The 15,692-nt window shown below is 68.0% G+C and carries 15 protein-coding genes; 8 read left to right on the forward strand and 7 right to left on the reverse strand.

Translation table 11 applies throughout. From position 1 onward, the window contains the following. Positions 1–8 precede the first annotated feature (8 nt). The 3 genes from KYK13_RS08880 to KYK13_RS08890 all read right to left on the reverse strand — a co-directional run bounded on the left by KYK13_RS08880 (position 9) and on the right by KYK13_RS08890 (position 4,016). Complete coding sequence (locus KYK13_RS08880) at positions 9–1,775, reverse strand: serine hydrolase (RefSeq protein WP_223643640.1); 1,767 nt, start codon at positions 1,773–1,775, stop codon at positions 9–11. Between the two features lie 98 nt (positions 1,776–1,873). Beyond that, a complete protein-coding gene (locus KYK13_RS08885; RefSeq protein ID WP_223643641.1) occupies positions 1,874–3,256 on the reverse strand; it encodes an ATP-binding protein in 1,383 nt (460 codons plus the stop codon). A 58-nt stretch (positions 3,257–3,314) separates the two neighbouring features. Next, positions 3,315–4,016 carry a response regulator gene (locus KYK13_RS08890; RefSeq protein WP_223643642.1) on the reverse strand — a complete coding sequence of 234 codons (702 nt, stop codon included), beginning with the start codon at positions 4,014–4,016 and terminating at the stop codon, positions 3,315–3,317. A gap of 261 nt (positions 4,017–4,277) precedes the next feature. Here KYK13_RS08890 and rlmN point away from each other — a divergent pair, with 261 nt between their 5' ends. From rlmN to KYK13_RS08910, 4 genes are all read left to right on the forward strand, one after another. After that, positions 4,278–5,393, forward strand: coding sequence for a 23S rRNA (adenine(2503)-C(2))-methyltransferase RlmN (gene rlmN, locus KYK13_RS08895; protein ID WP_223643643.1), 1,116 nt, complete (start codon positions 4,278–4,280; stop codon positions 5,391–5,393). Between the two features lie 25 nt (positions 5,394–5,418). Then, positions 5,419–5,778, forward strand: a complete 360-nt coding sequence (locus KYK13_RS08900; RefSeq protein WP_223643644.1) for an NIPSNAP family protein — start codon at positions 5,419–5,421, stop codon at positions 5,776–5,778. Between the two features lie 211 nt (positions 5,779–5,989). Next, positions 5,990–7,339: a hypothetical protein gene (locus KYK13_RS08905; protein WP_223643645.1), complete on the forward strand. Its 1,350-nt coding sequence runs from the start codon at positions 5,990–5,992 to the stop codon at positions 7,337–7,339. Between the two features lie 226 nt (positions 7,340–7,565). Further along, positions 7,566–8,378 carry an RICIN domain-containing protein gene (locus KYK13_RS08910; RefSeq protein WP_223643646.1) on the forward strand — a complete coding sequence of 271 codons (813 nt, stop codon included), beginning with the start codon at positions 7,566–7,568 and terminating at the stop codon, positions 8,376–8,378. A 100-nt stretch (positions 8,379–8,478) separates the two neighbouring features. On the opposite strand, the gene KYK13_RS08915 is transcribed toward KYK13_RS08910, so the two are convergent. From KYK13_RS08915 to KYK13_RS08930, 4 genes are all read right to left on the reverse strand, one after another. Continuing rightward, positions 8,479–9,336, reverse strand: coding sequence for a class I SAM-dependent methyltransferase (locus KYK13_RS08915; RefSeq protein WP_223643647.1), 858 nt, complete (start codon positions 9,334–9,336; stop codon positions 8,479–8,481). Continuing rightward, positions 9,329–9,700 (reverse strand): hypothetical protein, encoded by a 372-nt coding sequence (locus tag KYK13_RS08920; RefSeq protein WP_223643648.1) that lies wholly within the window; start codon positions 9,698–9,700, stop codon positions 9,329–9,331. The genes KYK13_RS08915 and KYK13_RS08920 overlap by 8 nt, the downstream gene beginning before the upstream one ends. Before the next feature lie 2 nt (positions 9,701–9,702). Then, positions 9,703–9,864 (reverse strand): ribbon-helix-helix domain-containing protein, encoded by a 162-nt coding sequence (locus tag KYK13_RS08925; protein WP_223643649.1) that lies wholly within the window; start codon positions 9,862–9,864, stop codon positions 9,703–9,705. Positions 9,865–10,053: 189 nt separating this feature from the next. Next, on the reverse strand, positions 10,054–10,854 hold the full coding sequence (locus tag KYK13_RS08930) for a helix-turn-helix domain-containing protein (protein ID WP_223643650.1): 801 nt from the start codon (positions 10,852–10,854) through the stop codon (positions 10,054–10,056). A 234-nt stretch (positions 10,855–11,088) separates the two neighbouring features. Between KYK13_RS08930 and KYK13_RS08935 the strand changes: the two genes are divergently transcribed. From KYK13_RS08935 to KYK13_RS08950, 4 genes are all read left to right on the forward strand, one after another. Further along, positions 11,089–12,051, forward strand: a complete 963-nt coding sequence (locus KYK13_RS08935; RefSeq protein WP_223643651.1) for an alpha/beta fold hydrolase — start codon at positions 11,089–11,091, stop codon at positions 12,049–12,051. A 272-nt stretch (positions 12,052–12,323) separates the two neighbouring features. Further along, positions 12,324–13,247 carry a hypothetical protein gene (locus KYK13_RS08940; RefSeq protein WP_223643652.1) on the forward strand — a complete coding sequence of 308 codons (924 nt, stop codon included), beginning with the start codon at positions 12,324–12,326 and terminating at the stop codon, positions 13,245–13,247. 281 nt (positions 13,248–13,528) lie between these two features. Further along, a complete protein-coding gene (locus KYK13_RS08945; protein WP_223643653.1) occupies positions 13,529–14,068 on the forward strand; it encodes a hypothetical protein in 540 nt (179 codons plus the stop codon). A gap of 112 nt (positions 14,069–14,180) precedes the next feature. Next, positions 14,181–15,443 carry an ABC transporter substrate-binding protein gene (locus tag KYK13_RS08950; RefSeq protein WP_223643654.1) on the forward strand — a complete coding sequence of 421 codons (1,263 nt, stop codon included), beginning with the start codon at positions 14,181–14,183 and terminating at the stop codon, positions 15,441–15,443. The last annotated feature ends 249 nt before the right edge of the window (positions 15,444–15,692 follow it).

The raw sequence follows: 15,692 nt of genomic DNA on the forward strand, positions 1-15,692 counted from the left end.
CCGCGCTGCTACGGCGCGGGGTGAAGGCTCACGCCCTTGAAGATGAGCGTCGCTCCGTCCGCTGCGTCCCGGATGCGGAGGACCTCTCCCCGGCCTCGTCCCAGTCCCGCGACGGCCGCGAGCTCGGCGCCTGCCGGATCCAGCGCCACCGTCACCGGTCCATCATAGAGCGGGCCGGAGTAGGAGAGGAGCAGCATGCCGCTCGATTCACTCAACACGACCTCGTCGAGCAGCTCGCGGCCCTGTCCCGGGTGGACCCGGTAGGAGCCCAGCCTCGCGCGCCACGATTCTGGCATCGGGGCTGGCGTGATGCGTGTTCCGAGCAGGCCCTCGCCTTGCGTCGCCGAGTGGCCAATGAGCAGCGTCTGGCCTCCCGATTGCTGGAACGTGAGCCAGAGGGGCGCCTCGCCCAGGAGTGCCCTGAAGAATCCTCGTTGGTGTGGCACCAGCTCGAGCACGAGGTCTCCGGCGGTTGCCACCAGGTTGCCGCCCTGCACGTCGATGTGCATGGGGCCCGCATCCGTCGCGTAGAGACCCGCCCACGTGGCGAGCGTCTCGGGAGCCTGGGGTTCGGGCTGCACCGCGGGCGGCTCGGGGTCGGCGACCCGCAGACCTGTCTTCACCTCGAAGGCGCGAGCGAGCACCGCCCGTGCAAGGTCGTTCACGAGCCCTCCCGCGATGTCGGTGTTGGACATGACGACTACGCCAAGCCGTTGCTCCGGCATCAACGCCACCATCGCATTGAACTGGATGGCACTCCCGTCGTGCTCCACCATCCGCACCGCGTCCCCGTTCTCCAGCGGCACGTCGTGCAGATTCCAGGCGAGGCCGATGCGTGTCCCCACGTCGAGCGGGTGGCCCGCATTCTGCTCGCGCCACATCTCGTGGATGGATTCGGGCTGAAGCACCTGGCGGCCATCGAAGCGGCCTTCATTCAGGAGCATGCGGAGGAAGTGGCTCACGTCCTCCACGGAGCCGAGGAGTCCACCCGCGGGGGCCTCGCTCTCGAGCCAGTAGGGGGGAAGGTTCTCGGGTGGCACGCCGCCGTAACCCCGCGCCAGCCGTTCCGACAGCGTGGGCGTGACGCGGAACGCGGAGTGCTCCATCCGCAGCGGACCGAAGATGCGCTGCTGCATGAGGATGTCGAAGTCGCTCCCGAAGGCCACCTCCACCGCGCGGCCCGCGATGACGAAGCCCGTGTTGCTGTAGGCGTGGATCGTGCCCACGGGCCACGTGCGGTGCTCTTCACGGAGCGCCTCCACGCGCTCGGAGAGCGAGAGGGGACGGGGCGAGAAACCGCCACCGAGCTGCTCGGGGATGCCCGCATGGTGCGTGAGGAGGCTGCGCAGGGTGATGGGCGCGCTGGAGAAGCGGGCCTGCATGCTGAACCCCGGGACGACCTCCTCGATGGGCTGGTCCAGGTTCACGCGGCGCGACTCCACCGCCTGCATGACGGCGGACGCCGTGAAGACCTTGGCCACGGAGCCCAGGCGGTAGACCGTCTCTGGCGTGGCTCGGATGCCGGCCTCTTCGTGGGCCATGCCGAAGCCCTGGGACCAGACCACCTCATCGCCGTCGACCAGCGCGAGGCTCAGGCCCTTCACCCCGGTCTGTGCCATGGCGATGGGGATTTCGCGCTCGAACCCCCGCCTGAGCGCCGCGTAGCCCGGCCCGGCTGGAGGTGGAGGCGGGTCGCCATGACAGGCGGAGGCGAAGGTGCAGGCGAGCACCAGCGCCCGGAACCAACGGGAGGGGGCAGGAAGATGGGACTGCATCGGTGTCTCCTTGGGCCCGAAGCTCGGGCGCGGGGAGACTTCTTCCAGGATGGGCCGCCTGAGGCCGTGGGAGTCGCGTCAGCGATTGTCACCGTTTGTCACGGCGCTCCCCGGGCGTCGGGCCACGAGAGCGCGACGCGGGCGCCCCCCAGGGGAGCCTCTGTCGCCCACGCACGCCCCTGGTGGGCCTGCATGATGCGGTGGGTGATGGCGAGCCCCAGCCCATGCCCGCCCGTCTTGCGGTTGCGGCTGTCATCCAGGCGGGTGAAGGGGAGGAACAGCCGCTCCCGCTCCGAGGCGGGAATCCCGGGCCCGTCATCATCCACGGCGACAGTGCAGTGCGTCCCATCCCTGCTCACGTGGACGTGCACCTCCGAGCGCGCATGGCGCTGTGCATTCTGGATGAGGTTGCCGATGGCCCGCCGCAGATAGCGTGGCGAGCCCTCCGTCTCCACGGTGTCCGCGGCATGGAGCTGGAAGCGCAAGTGAGGACTGAGGACGGAGCGCTGGCCAAAGAGCTCCGTCACCACTTCGGTCAGGTCCACGCGCACCCGCTCCAGCGGTGGGGCGTCGCGGTGCAGGCGTGTGAAGGTGAGGAGCTCCTCGGTGAGCTGGTCCAGCTCGTCCACGTCCTTCTCCATCTCGCCGAGCTGGGCGTGGAGTGTGGCGGCATTCGTCGGTTCTCTTGCCAGGTGGAGGGCGAAGTGCAGGCGGGAGATGGGGGTGCGCAGCTCGTGGGAGATGGCCTGCAGGCTGGCTTGCTGCTCCTGGCTCATGCGCTGGATGCGCTCCGCCATGTCGTTGAACGTTCGCGCCAGGTGGCCAATGGGCTCGGGCGCTCGGGCCTCCGCGCGAGCCTGGAAGTCGCCCTGGCCGAAGGTGCTCGCGGTCGCCGCCAGACGGGTGACGTGCCGGTACAACGGCCAGGTGAGCGCGAGCACCGCGAGTCCGAGCACCGCGAGGAGCACCGATGTCTCCGGCGCGAGGAACTCGATTGCCCGCTCCGGGCTGGGCCCGAGCCGGAGCTCCTGCACCACCACCTGCTCCGAGTCACGAAGCGGAAGGAACAGGAACACCTGGTCCCCCGTCACGCCCGAGGACTTCATCCACGCCGAGGGGACGCCCTGGGCGAGCCGCTCGCGGACGCGCTGAGGCGGGTTCATGCTCAGCACCTCGCCTCGGGCACGCAGCGCGATGGGGTAGTCGAAGTGCTTCCGCCATCGCGCCACGACCTCTTCCCACTTCGCTGGGGGTTGGGAGGCGAGCTCCTGCGCGATGAGCCATTGCAGCCCCTGGGTGAGGCGCTCCAGCTCGCGGCCCGAGGTCGCCGCGTGGGCCTCCGCCTCCTCCGCGTCGAGCGACTGGGGCGGCAGCCGGCGCGTGGACATGGTCACCATGACGATGAGCGCGAGGACGATGGCGGCGACGATGCCCGCATACATCCGGAAGAACAGTCCTCCCCATTGACGGAGGGGCCCCACACGCGGATTCCTCAATCGAAGACCTCTTCCTTCCATCCCCGGGGTCGAAGTGGGGGCCCTATTCGGGCGTGCAGAAGTAGCCCCGGCCGCGCACCGTCTTGATGATCCGGTGCGGCGGCTCGTCGCCCAGCTTCCGCCGAAGCTTGGAGATGCGCATGTCGATGGAGCGGTCCAGGCCATCATGCTCGATACCGCGCAGGGAGGAGAGCAGGTCGTCCCGGCTGAGCACCTCCGGAGCGCTCCGGGCCAGCAGCCACAGCAGGTCGAACTCGGCATCCGTGAGATGGACTGGCGTGTCCGCGAGGCGGATGGTGCGCAGGACGCTGTCAATGCGCAGCTTCACGGAAGGAAACCACCGGCTGTCGTGCGGCGCTGGGGCGCCTCCCCGGGTCGCACGGCGGAAGAGGGCGCGCAGCCGGGAGAGGAGCACATGGGGACGAACGGGCTTGGTGAGGTAGTCGTCCGCGCCCGTGTCGAGTGCCACGACCTCGTGGAGGTCCTCGTCGAGCGCGGTGAGCATGAGGATCCAACCGGAGAAGCTCTCTCGCGCTTGTCTGCAGACCTCGATGCCGCTCATGCCAGGGAGGAGGATGTCCAGGACGAGGCAGTCCGGAGGCTCGCTCCTGAGCGCGGCGAGCGCATCCGGACCGTTCGTCACGGCCCTGACCCTGAATCCCTGTCCGCGTAGGAAGGACGAGACGAGCTCGGCCAGTCGTTCATCATCCTCCACGAGGAGGATGTCCTGGGGGCGGCTCTCCATGGTGCCTGCCAATATCCAGCATCCAGTCCACGCGGAGAAGCGACGCTCGCGTTCCTGGCCCCGGCAGCCGTTGTCTGTCTGAGGCGCGAACCACAAAGGGGCTGCAAGCCCGTGGAGCGCGTGTTACACAGCGCATGCGCTGGTCCTGCCAGCGCCACCATGGCCTGAGTCACCCAACCCCAGTCGCTTCGAGGATGCACGTCATCCTCTCGAATGAGCCGCGCACGGTATCCGTGTGCCCTTGGGTTTTTGGAGTGATTCATGTCCATGCGCCGCAGCTCCCTGCACGAACTTCCGCCCCCGCCTCCGGGTATCCTCTCCGAAGTCCACTCGTTCCTTCGCGGGCTCGGTGCGCCTCCGTATCGTTACCAGCAGTTGGTGACGGCCTTTCAGCGGGGCGCGCAGAGCTTCCAGGAGGTCCGCGACCTGCCGAGCGACCTGCGGCAGCAGCTCGTCTCCCGCTTCGGGCTGACCGTCCTTCCGCTCGAGGTCGAGACAGTCCGTACGGGAGCGCAGGTGGAGAAGGTGCTCTTCCGCACGCGCACGGGGGCGCGTGTCGAGACCGTCCTCTCGCGCTACCGCGCCGGCTGGTCCTCGGTCTGCGTGTCCACGCAAGCAGGCTGCGGGCTCGCTTGTTCGTTCTGCGCCACGGGCGCCCTGGGGCTCGAGCGCAACCTGAGCGCTGACGAGATCTGCGCCCAGGTCGTGCACCGGCGCTGGAGCTCGGAGCCTGGCGGCGCTCCGAAGAGCGTCGCGTTCATGGGGATGGGCGAGGCCCTCGCGAATCCGAACGTGCTCACGGCGCTGAGCGTGCTCACGGCGCCGGGCTACGGGGGGCTGTCACCGCGTCGAATCACCGTCTCGACGGTGGGCCTCGCGCCGGCCCTCGCCGCGCTCACCGAGGCGCACCCCCAGGTCACCCTGACCCTCTCGGTTCATTCTCCGTTCCCCGAGCAACGCGCACAGCTCATCCCGCTCGAGCGCCGGTTCACCCTCGAGGAGAACCTCGCGATCCTGGATCGACACGTTCTGCGCGCACGGCGGAAGACCTACCTGGCGTACCTGTTGATCGAAGGCATCAACGACTCCGAGGAACACCTCGCTGCGCTCGCGCGACTCGTGCAGCGGCGGTCCAGGCCGGAGCTCTTTCACGTCAGCGTCATCCGCTACAACGCCGCCTTTGGGGCGGACCCGTCGTTCCGGGCCCCGGAGTCCTCGAGGGTCGACGACTTCGTGGCGCGGCTGCATCGCCTGGGCGTCAATGCGACGCGACGGCAGCAGTTCGGGGCGGACATCGATGCGGCTTGCGGTCAGTTGCGCGCGGAATCGCTGGGTCGCCTCGGTCGGCGGCGCCCCTCCGGCGATCCCCGTGGATGACCGCGCGGGGTTAGGATCGCGGACCATGGCCCGACGCTGGATTGAAATCCGTTCGTACAACTTGAAGCCGGGGACGCGGCAGGCGTTCCATGACCTCTTCACCCGGGAGGCGCTGCCGATGTTGGCGCGATGGAAGGTGGAGGTCGTCTGTGCGGGGGGCTCGCCGCATGACGACGTCTCGTACTTCCTCATCCGCGCGTATGACAGCGTGGCCCACCGGGACAGCAGCCAGGACGCCTTCTACGGCAGTGACGAGTGGCGCAAGGGGCCTCGCGAGGCCATCCTCGCCTTCATCGAGAGCTACACCTCGGTGATGCTCGAGGTGGACGAGGCCACCCTCCAGGACCTGCGGCGTACGGGCTCGGGCTCGCGGGACTTGAGCTGAACTCAGGATTGCCGCAAGGGCTCACCGCGTCATGCATGCGTTTTGAAGCAAACCTTCATCCTCGCGACATTGCCCCCCCGGGGTCCATTGTCAGGCGTCTCCAAGCCCTGTCTGCTTGAACCCTCGCCCAAAGGAGAAGGTCATGGCACATCGCGGGTTTGGCCTGGGAGTCTTCTGCTGTATCGCTTTGTTGGGATGGGGTTGCGGGGGAGTGCCTCCGGGCACGGACGAGCCTCCCAGCGAGACGCCGGCGGAAGCGCGTCTCCAGGAGGCATTGGAGGACGCCACGGAGGCGGCCCCGGACCATGGCCACACGCCCCCTGGGGCGAGCGTGGAGCTGAGGCGCTTCCAGGCCTCCCCCATCTCCATCAAGCATGACCGGGACGGCGACCAGGTCCTCCTGTCCTACCTCACCGGGACCGCCGATTTCGGAGGCGGTCCGGTCTCCGTGCCTGGGGGCGGCGAGGGCGTCGCGCTGGTGGGATACAAGTCCCATGGCGCCGTCAAATGGGCTCGGGCCTTCGCGGGCAGGACCTCGTCAATCATTGGCCCGGCCATTGACAAGAGGGGGAACATTTCCCTGGTAGTGGAAAAGTCGTTCTGGCCAGACATGGACTTCGGAGGAGGCCCCATCTCCGCCGCGCGTTTCATCGTTGGCTTGAACCGGACCGGCGGCTTCCGTTGGGTTCGCCCCATTGGCGGCCAGGGCTTCTTCCAGCCCTATGAGATTGTCGCCAGCCGCTCCGGTGACATCACCATCGCGGGGGTCTACAACGGCGTCGTGGATTTCGGGCAGGGCCCGCTCGCCTCGGCACCGGACACGGCCTTCATCGCCCAGTTCTCCGCCGATGGCACGCCCCGCTGGAGCCACATCTTTCCCGACGTGAAGGGCAGCGAGGCCCCCGGGCTGGCGGTGGATGACGACGGGACCACGTATCTGGGCGGAACCATCACCACTGCCTTCAACGGAGACGGCAGCTACTACGGCGACTTCTTCCTCAAGCGGTTCACTCCCGGAGGCACCCTCGTTTGGAGCCGGCGCGTGCTGGGCCCCCTGGGCAACGTGAGGAGTCTGGCCATGCACGGCAACCGGGTGGCGCTGACGGGCTTCTTCCGCGAGCCCTTCTCCTTCGCGGGGCAGACCGTGACGCCCTCGGGGTGGGCGGACGCCTTCGTCCTGACCTACTCGACGTCAGGCGAGGAGTCCTGGGGGCAGGGCTTCGCCAGCCGCGGCCGGTCCATCGCCGTGTCGTCGAAGGGCGAGGTGGTGGTGGTGGGTGATTACGTGACGGGAGACACCATCGCCGGAGTCCCGCTCCCCCCGGTGCCACCGAGCGCGGCCCCCTGGAGCATCTTCGCCGCCAGCTTCAAGATTTCGAATGGACGAATCCGCTGGGCGCGGGGGTTCCCCTCCACCGGCAGCTGGGTCTCTGACGTCGACATCGACAAGAAGGGCCTGAGCCGGGTCGTGGGGTACTTCTATGGAGACACGGATTTTGGCGATGGGCCGGTGACGCCCGTGTCCCCCTATACCGGGTTCGTGCTGGGACTCGCGCGCTGAGGTGAGGCGCTCGTCAGGGGGGGCGCATGAGCAGGCCTCTAGCGGGACTGCGACGCGTGCCGCCGGATGCGGGGACCCACAACGCGGTATCGAGGAGGGAAACATGCTTGAACGATTGCTTGCTGTACTGGGGCCAGTCGCTCGCGTTGCGCTGCCAGCACTGGTCATCAGTTGTGCGCCCGGGGACGAGAGCCCCCCAATCGCAGAGGAGGTCACGGCTCCCGCGGTGGCAACCGTGGCGCAGAAGTTGGCCAGTCCGGTGTCGCGCCAGAACAACACGCCGTGTGTCTATTCCGGAGCGAACGGAACAGGCACGGAGCTCTGCTTCAACGGACTTGGATATTCAGACCGCTTGCCGTTCACCGTGCTGAGCGTACGCCCGAACAACTCTCGCATCTGGGTGACCGACGAGCAGGGCGCCGGCGTCCCTGGCGCGACCTGGTATCTCGTCCCGGACCACGGGACGCTCAACCTGCCGGCAAACTCGGGCGCGACGCGCGTGTGGACCGGATGGCAAGGCGCCAACCATGCATTCGTCCCCGGCAACATCATCCTGGAATCCACCAATCTTCCGGGGGCGGTTCCGTACTGTCTCGATGCGCTGGGTGGCAACCCGTACAATGGACTCCAGGTCGGCATCTATCCGTGTCATCCATATAGTGCCGCGAAGTGGCAGATCACCAGCATGCCCCTGGGCGGCGGCAGCGGTTATCGAATCAGCTTGGTTGACTTCTGGAGCTACTGCCTGGACTTCTCCTCACCGCCAGCGAACGCGGGCGCGAAGATCCAGACGTGGGGTTGCTATTCGCCCACACCTCCACAGCAGAAGTGGTTTCGCTCGAACGTCTCGAGTGGGAATGGGCCCCAAGCCGAGCTCCTGTTCACGCGCACGGCGCAGGGCTCCGACTTCTACCTCGACGTCATGAACGGCACGATCCAGGCATGGCAGCCGGTCTGGGGCTGGCCTTACAATGGTGGGTACGCACAGCGCTGGGTGGTCTGGGATACCAGCCGCAACCACCCGCCGATCATCAATTGAGTTGGAACAGCGCGCTACGGCGCGAGCGGGAGGTTCATGGCGGCAGCCCAATCAAGGGCTGCCGGCTGGCCTGCGACCGTGTCGGACGGCGGCAACTCGCCTACGTCGTCGCGACCAACAGCTCCTCGGAGTTGCTCGGGAGGCGCAGCCCGTCGGTTCGCCCTGAGAAGTAACGCTCCGTCAGGGCATCCGCGGACGCATGCCGCACGGCGCGGAAGCCCGCCTCGCGAGCAAGGGCGAGCAGCTCTTCGGGCCTGAAGAAGCTCAACCACGGCGTGCCATTCGCACGAGCCCCACGCGCCGCTGCCTCGATGCCAGGGCGCACCTCGGGCTCAGCCAGCTCGATGGGCAGCATGAAGGACATCACCAATGTGGAGCCCGTCGCGAGCGCTGCGACGTCTCGCAGCGTGGAACGGATGGCCTGATTCGAGAGGTACATGCTCACGCCCAAAGACGCGACGACGGTGGGTTGCTTCGTGTCGAAGCCCCCGGCGGCGAGGCGCTCCAGCCATGCGTCTCCGTGCTCGAAATCCACCGGCACGAACCGCAGGAACGGTGGCACGCCGTGGCCGAGCTCCATCAGACGCTCTTGTTTCCACGCCTGCGTCTTCGGCTCGTCGATCTCGAATACCTTCAGGCGCGCGCCGAGCTCCGGTCTGCGTTGCGCGAAGGTGTCGAGCCCCGCGCCAAGGATGACGTACTGCGTGACGCCGCGCGCGACCTGCTCCTCGACGAGGTCCTCGACGAAGCGCGCGCGGGCCACGATCGACGCGCGGAACGGGCGCGTGAAGGGGCCCATGTCGGGTCGGCTCCGCCAGTCATCAGCAGGGCCGACGAGCGCCAGGCCCACCTGATCTTCGAAGACGTGAGGAGGCGCGTCGGCCAGCACATGCAGCGCGCGCCACAGGGCCACGCGAACGGCGGTGTTGTCCGGCCCGGTGCTGTTCGCGTCAGCCATGAGGGCGCTCCTTGGACTGGTCCGCTGGCAGCGGCGCTTGCACGCTCACGTGACGGCCATCGGGATCGGCGAGCAGAAGCTCGAGGACATTCCAGTGCTGCGCTTCGAAGGGGCGCACCACGGTCCCCGAGCTGGGGGGCGCGAACGCCGCGGCCTCGCTGGCCTCGACCATCGGCACCAGCCTGAGCGGCGCACCCTCCGGGCGCTCGGCGATGAAGAGGAACGGTCCGCCCCTCGGGTGGCGGAGCTGGCCCGAGTGATGGTCCGTCTCGAACTCCAACTCGTAGCCGAGCGCCTTCCAGAAGGCGACCGTCTTGCCCCAATTGTGCGTCTCGATCAGGAGCCCCTGGACTCCGCTCGTCATCGTCATTTCCTGCCTCGCTTCTGTGGCTGCGCGCCGAGGTAGGCGCGCAAGGCCGCGGCCACGATCGCCGACAGCGACTGTTCGGTCTCCACGGCGTGATGCTTCACCTCGCGGATGAGCTCGGCCGGCAAGTACACGTTGAACTGCTTGACGTCCTCAGGCATCCGAACCTCGATGCTAGGATGCTAGCATCCTAGCAATTGAGGGACAACGAGGAGCGAGCTGGAGGCCCCGCGGGGCAGGGCGCCGGCTCGGCCTGGCGCCTGCCAATCAACAGGTCGCTCTCTGGCTACATAGGCACAGGGGCTGCTCGCAGTGCCCAGCTCGGCCCCGGAGGTCCGGGGAGGTTCAGGTCATTGAGCCGAGGCTGCGATTTGCGAAGGACTCAGCCCCAACACGCGACGCATGCAGCGGGCCATGTGGCTCGGGTGCGCGAAGCCTGTCTCCAGGGCGATCTCCGTCAGGCTCATCCCCCCTTCGAGCAGGCGCAGCCGTGCGCGCTCCACGCGCCGCCCGAGGACGAAGCGATGGACCGGCACCCCCGTGGCTTTCTTGAACAGCGGTTTGAAGTGCGACAGGCTGAACCCCGCCACACTCGCGAGCTGGGCGAGCGTGAGGTCTTCGTCCAGGTGCGCCTCAATGTACTCGAGCACGTGACGCAGCCGCCAGGCAGGCAGCGCTCGCGCTGACTTGGAGGTCGATTCGCCTTTGCGCGATTGCAGGGCGAGGAGGCGCGCGGCCAGGGCGGTGGCGAGGCTGTCCGTGAACAGCCGGCCTCCCGGATAGTCGTCGTGGTCCTCCGCCTGCATCATCCAGCCGATGCGCTCGATCTGGGCATCACGGACGTGAATCGAAGGGTCCAGCTCGGCACGGGCGCCCAGGCCCATGGTGTCCGAGGTGTCCTGCAGGAGCGACGGCCTCAGGCGGAGCAGCAACGAGCGCGCGGGCTGCGAGACCGTCCAGCGGGTGCTCAGGCCAGCCGGGACGACGCAGAACTGGCCATGGAGCCGGGTCCCCTGCCGCTCCCGGTCGCCCACCCGATAGGAGACCGGGACCGGGTCGCCCAGGTGGAGGCAGAGGACATGACGGTCATCCAGCGGGGACTGGAACACTCCCGAGGGCACCGGGGAGGTGAGCACGTCGAGCAGCGGCAAGCGCTCTGACCCTGTGCTCGCAAGGAGCGTGGCCGGAGGGCTTGGGTAGCAGGAGGGGCGGTCGCTCATCGCCTCGACCATCTCCGTGCCTCCTGTTTTGCGCAAGCGCGGAAGATCATCCGTTCGTGCCCGGAACCAGCCATCCGTGCGCGCGCGACGGCGGCGGCGGTGCGAGGGTGCTCGCATGCGGAAACCCCCGCTGCTGGGAGACTCGCCATGAGACGGAGACAGTTCTTGCAATGGACCGGCACCGCGTTCGCCGCCGGTGTTGTGGGTGCGTGTGTATCGCGCGTGGACACCGGCCACGAAGCGGTGGGCTCGGCCCCATCGCCACGGTCAGCCGCGGAGGCCTTTCGCGCGGCGCGGCGTTTCGCCGACCTGTCGTTCGGCCAGATTGCCTATGTCGAACGCGGCGTGGGGGACGCGGCCTTGTTCCTGCACGGCGCTCCCCTCAACGGCTTTCAGTGGCGCGGTGCGATGGAGCGACTGTCCGCGCACCGGCGCTGCGTCGCGCCCGACTTCATGGGCCTTGGGTACTCGCGAATCCCGGAGCACCAGTCCCTGGCGGCCGACGCTCAGGCCGCCATGGTCGTGGCTTTGCTGGATGCCCTCGCGATTCCCCAGGCTGATATCGTCGCCAGCGACAGCGGCGGCGCGGTCGCGCAGTTGCTCGCGGCCCGTCATCCCGAGCGTGTCCGGACGCTGCTCCTCACCAACTGCGACACCGAGCCCAACAGCCCGCCCCCCAAGGTCAAGCCGGCCATCGAGCTGGCGCGTACCGGAGCACTCGCGGATGAAACCGCACGGTGGCTGACCGACAAGGCCTTGGCGCGCTCGACGTTCGGCGCGGCCGTCTTCCGGGACCCCAGCCGCTTCGCTGACGAGACCATCGAGTACTACGCCGCGCCGCTGGTGAGCTCGCCATTGCGCAGGGCGCAGTACCACGCGTTCCACCTCGCGCTGGAGCCCAACCCGCTGGCCGGGATGGAGGCACGACTCAAGCGCAGCCAGGTCCCGGTGCGAATCGTGTGGGGGGACGGCGACGACATCTTCTCGCCAGAGGATGCCCGCTACCTCGACCGCATATTCCCCCAATCCCAGGGCATCCGCTTCGTGCCCGGGGCGAAGCTGTTCTTTCCCGAGGAGTTTCCTGAGGTCATCGCCGAGGAGGCCCAGCGCCTGTGGCGTCTTGGCTGAGTGGCGGGCGCCTCGCTGGAGAGGAGGCCTGTTCCCGTCATTGACACGTCAGGGCCGCCTCATGACGTGTCATGAATGCCTCCCGGATACGCCTCCTCCTGACGAGGGCACCTCCGCGCGACACGCCTGCCGGAGCGTGGAGACCGCTCGAACACGCGGGGGAGGGGACCTGCCTGGCCTCTGTCTGGAGACGGCTGGCATTGGCGTTGCAGTGATGCGCGGCGCGGGTCCGCATGCCAGCCGATTCCGCCATTCTCAGGGGTTCACTTCGAATGTTGAATCAAACTCCGGAATATCAATCCTGCATCCAGAGCTCGGAGAAGGTCTCCTGGCGTCTGGATGATCTGTTGCCCAAGGACACGGTCCTGGATTTCAGCCACCGGTTCCTTTCGGATGAGCTGACGGGTGCGGAGGCCATTCCCTTCCTGAACGCGGAGGAGCGGCTGATGCTGAATCACATCCGCTCCAACAGCTACGCGCACCTGTTCCTGTTCCTGGAGGAGTACGCCGTCGCGCTGGCCGCCCAGCGCGCCAGCCTGGAGCTGCATGGGAACGCGACGCACATGCGAGCGCTCCTGCGCTTCACGGAGGAGGAGCTGAAGCACCAGCAGCTCTTCTCCCGGTTCACCGGCGCGTTCGCCCGGGGGTTCAAGGTCGTCCCCGCCCTGCTCGACAACCACGTCGAGGTGGCGCGGGCCATCATGGCGAAGTCGAACCTGGGGGTGCTCATCTTCAACCTGCACCTGGAGCTGATGACGCAGCAGCACTATCTGGAGACGGTCCGCGGAAACAAGACCGAGACGCTGGATCCGCTGTTCTGCAACCTGCTCAAGCACCACTGGCTCGAAGAGGCGCAGCACACCCGGCTGGACTTCCTGGAGGCGCAGAAGATCCTTGCCCGGGAACCCGATGCGCTGGACGGGGCCCTCACGGAGTACGCGGAGCTGCTCCAGGCACTGCGGGGGACGTTGAACGCCCAGCTCGCGCTCGATCTCCAGACGCTGGAGAGGGCGGTGGGGCGCACCTTCACCCGGGAGGAACACCAGCACCTGGCGGAGTCCCAGGAGCGCTCGTACGTCTGGGGTTTCATCGGGATGGGGATGAAGGCGCCCCTCTTCCTCTCACGCCTGCGCGCGCTCTCCCCCGCCGCGGAGCAGCGCGTCCTGGAGCTGGCTCCGACGTACTACTGTGATTGACGCGGGCTTTGCGCCCGCGGCCCCTCTCGCTGAGTCCCAGCTCCCAATGCTCGGGGTAAAGAGGGTGAGCCCCGGGGGGGCCGCTGGGGTCATCGTCGCCCCCGTGGTGTTATCGAGGACCGAGGGGTTGCGTACAGATTGTCCACGATGAGAACCGCATTGCTGTGTTACGTTCCCGGCTTCCCCGCGAGCCAAGGAGTTATTGCAAAATGCGATTCTTCAATCGGGCTGTCTATCTTTGTGCCGCCGTTGCCCTCTCTGCCTGCGGCGGAGGCGATGGGGTGACTGGGCCGGACGACGCGCTGGCGCAGCAGGAGTCAGCGGCAACCTCCGCGTCGCTTGACGGATGCATCTACAGCATCTCCGCCTACCCGCAGGCAGGCGTGACGCCGACTGTCTATGACGTCAAGCTCTTCCGCCAGCCCATCCCGACGTGTGCGTATGGTACCGGCAGCGTGACCCTGGGCACGTCCGTCATCTATGAGCCGACGCGGTCCGTGGCGGTGAACGCGCTGGGAATCGCCGCGAGCTTCACCAAGAAGTCGAGCGTCAGCGGCAGCTCGCCCATCACCCTCAGCGTGCACCATGTGGACCCGGCCACCCTGACCGTCGTCCGGAGCAACAGCCTGGGCGTCTACCTGGGGGCGGGCAACATCCTGTCGGAGAACGTGGCGATTGCCTCGGACGGCACCACGGTCACGGTCTCGGGCTCGAAGTCCGGCGTCATCTACGGAGAGAGCGGCAGCGGGAGCCACTACACCGCGACCTTCCCGGACTTCTTCACCAGCACCACGCCGCCGACCGTCGCGGCGTTCCCGTAAGGCCTCGCCTCGCACTTCGGGGCATGTGAGGTTGGGGGGCGGGAGGAACCTTGTTCGAGGGCTCCCGCCCCGGGTTTCATGGCCCCCCCTTTACGGGCATCGTGCCAAGGGCATGCGGCACCCCCTGTCCATCCTGGTTCTCTGCCTCCTGTCGCTGCTGTCCCCTCTGGCGGTGGCCGAGGAGGCGCGGCCGGCTGGGAAGTCCGTGCTCCTGCTCATTCCCGAGGACACGGCGCTGCCCGCCCTGGCGACGCTCGTCGCCAGTCTCCGCTCCACCTTGTGGGAGGCCCAGGGCGGCCCGGTCACCCTGGATGTGGAGAGCCTGGATCTGGGTTGGGCCCGCGGGGCCGCCTACTCACACGCGCTGCACACCTGGAATCTGGCCAGGTACCGGGAGCGCCGGCCGGATGCCCTCATTGCCTTCCGCTCAGACGCCATCCAGGGAGCCCTGCAGCTGCGCCAGGAGCTGTGGCTGGACATCCCGGTGATTGTCCTCTCCGAGGGCGAGCGGCTCTGGGAGCAGCAGCCTCGCCTGGAGCGGGTCGCGGGCCTCTGGCTGCGTTACGACATGCGGGCCACCGCGGAGCTGGCCCTGCAACTGCTGCCCGGCACACGGAGGCTGGCGCTCATCAACGGCTCCAGTCCCTGGGAGCGCGCCCGGCAGGAGCAGATGATGCGGGAGCTGCAGCCGCTGCTCGCGCAGCGGGGGCTGGAGTTCATCGACCTGAGCAACCTGCCGCTGGCCGAGATGCTCCAGCGCGCGGGGACCCTGCCGGACGACACCGTGGTCCTCACCTTCGCCTTCATGACGGATCCCAGCGGGAGACCCTTCGTGGGGCGGGAGATCGCACGCATGTTGCTCGCCGCCAGCAACCGGCCCTGCTTCGCCCTCCATGACACCGTCCTGGGGCTGGGGTTCGTCGGCGGGGCGCTCGTCAGCTACGAGGCCGTGGGCCAACAACTGGGCATGCTCACCTCCCGCGTGTTGCACGGCGCGCAGGAGGAATTCCTCGCACCCTTGAAGCCGGCACCCGTGGACACGCTGACGGTCGACGCCCGCGCGCTGCGGCGCTGGGACATCCCCCGTGAGCGGGTGCCCGCCGGGGTGCGGCTCGCCTTCGACGAGCCCACGCTCTGGGAGCGCTACCGCTGGTGGGGCCTGGGGGCCCTGACGCTCAGCGGTTTGCAGGCGCTGGTGGTCGGGGGGCTCGTGGTGGAGCGCCGCCGCGCGCTCCTCGGGCAAGGTGCTCGTCTCCGGGGGGGCAAGCGCCCACCGGGCCCTCTTCCTCCGAGCTGTATGACCCGGGCACCAACACCTGGTCCGCGACCGCCTCCATGGCCGCGTCCCGCGGAGCTCACACCGCGACGCTGCTGAGCCCGGGCCGGGTCCTCGTCGTGGGGGGCGAAGATGGCATCCAGCCACTGGCCACGGCGGAGGTGTACGTGCCCTGAGCGCCCAGCCTCCCTGCGGGTTGCATTGCGCCGAACCTGCGATGGGCGAGGCGCTCAATCCCAACACACGACCCATGCAGCGCGCCATCCGGCTCGGTTTGAGGCGCTGACGGTGTCTGCCTGGGGGAACCTCGTAGACACCCACGGTGACAGATTGGTCAAACGCAGGGGA

It is taken from the genome of Corallococcus sp. EGB (assembly GCF_019968905.1).
In the GTDB taxonomy this organism is placed as follows: domain Bacteria; phylum Myxococcota; class Myxococcia; order Myxococcales; family Myxococcaceae; genus Corallococcus.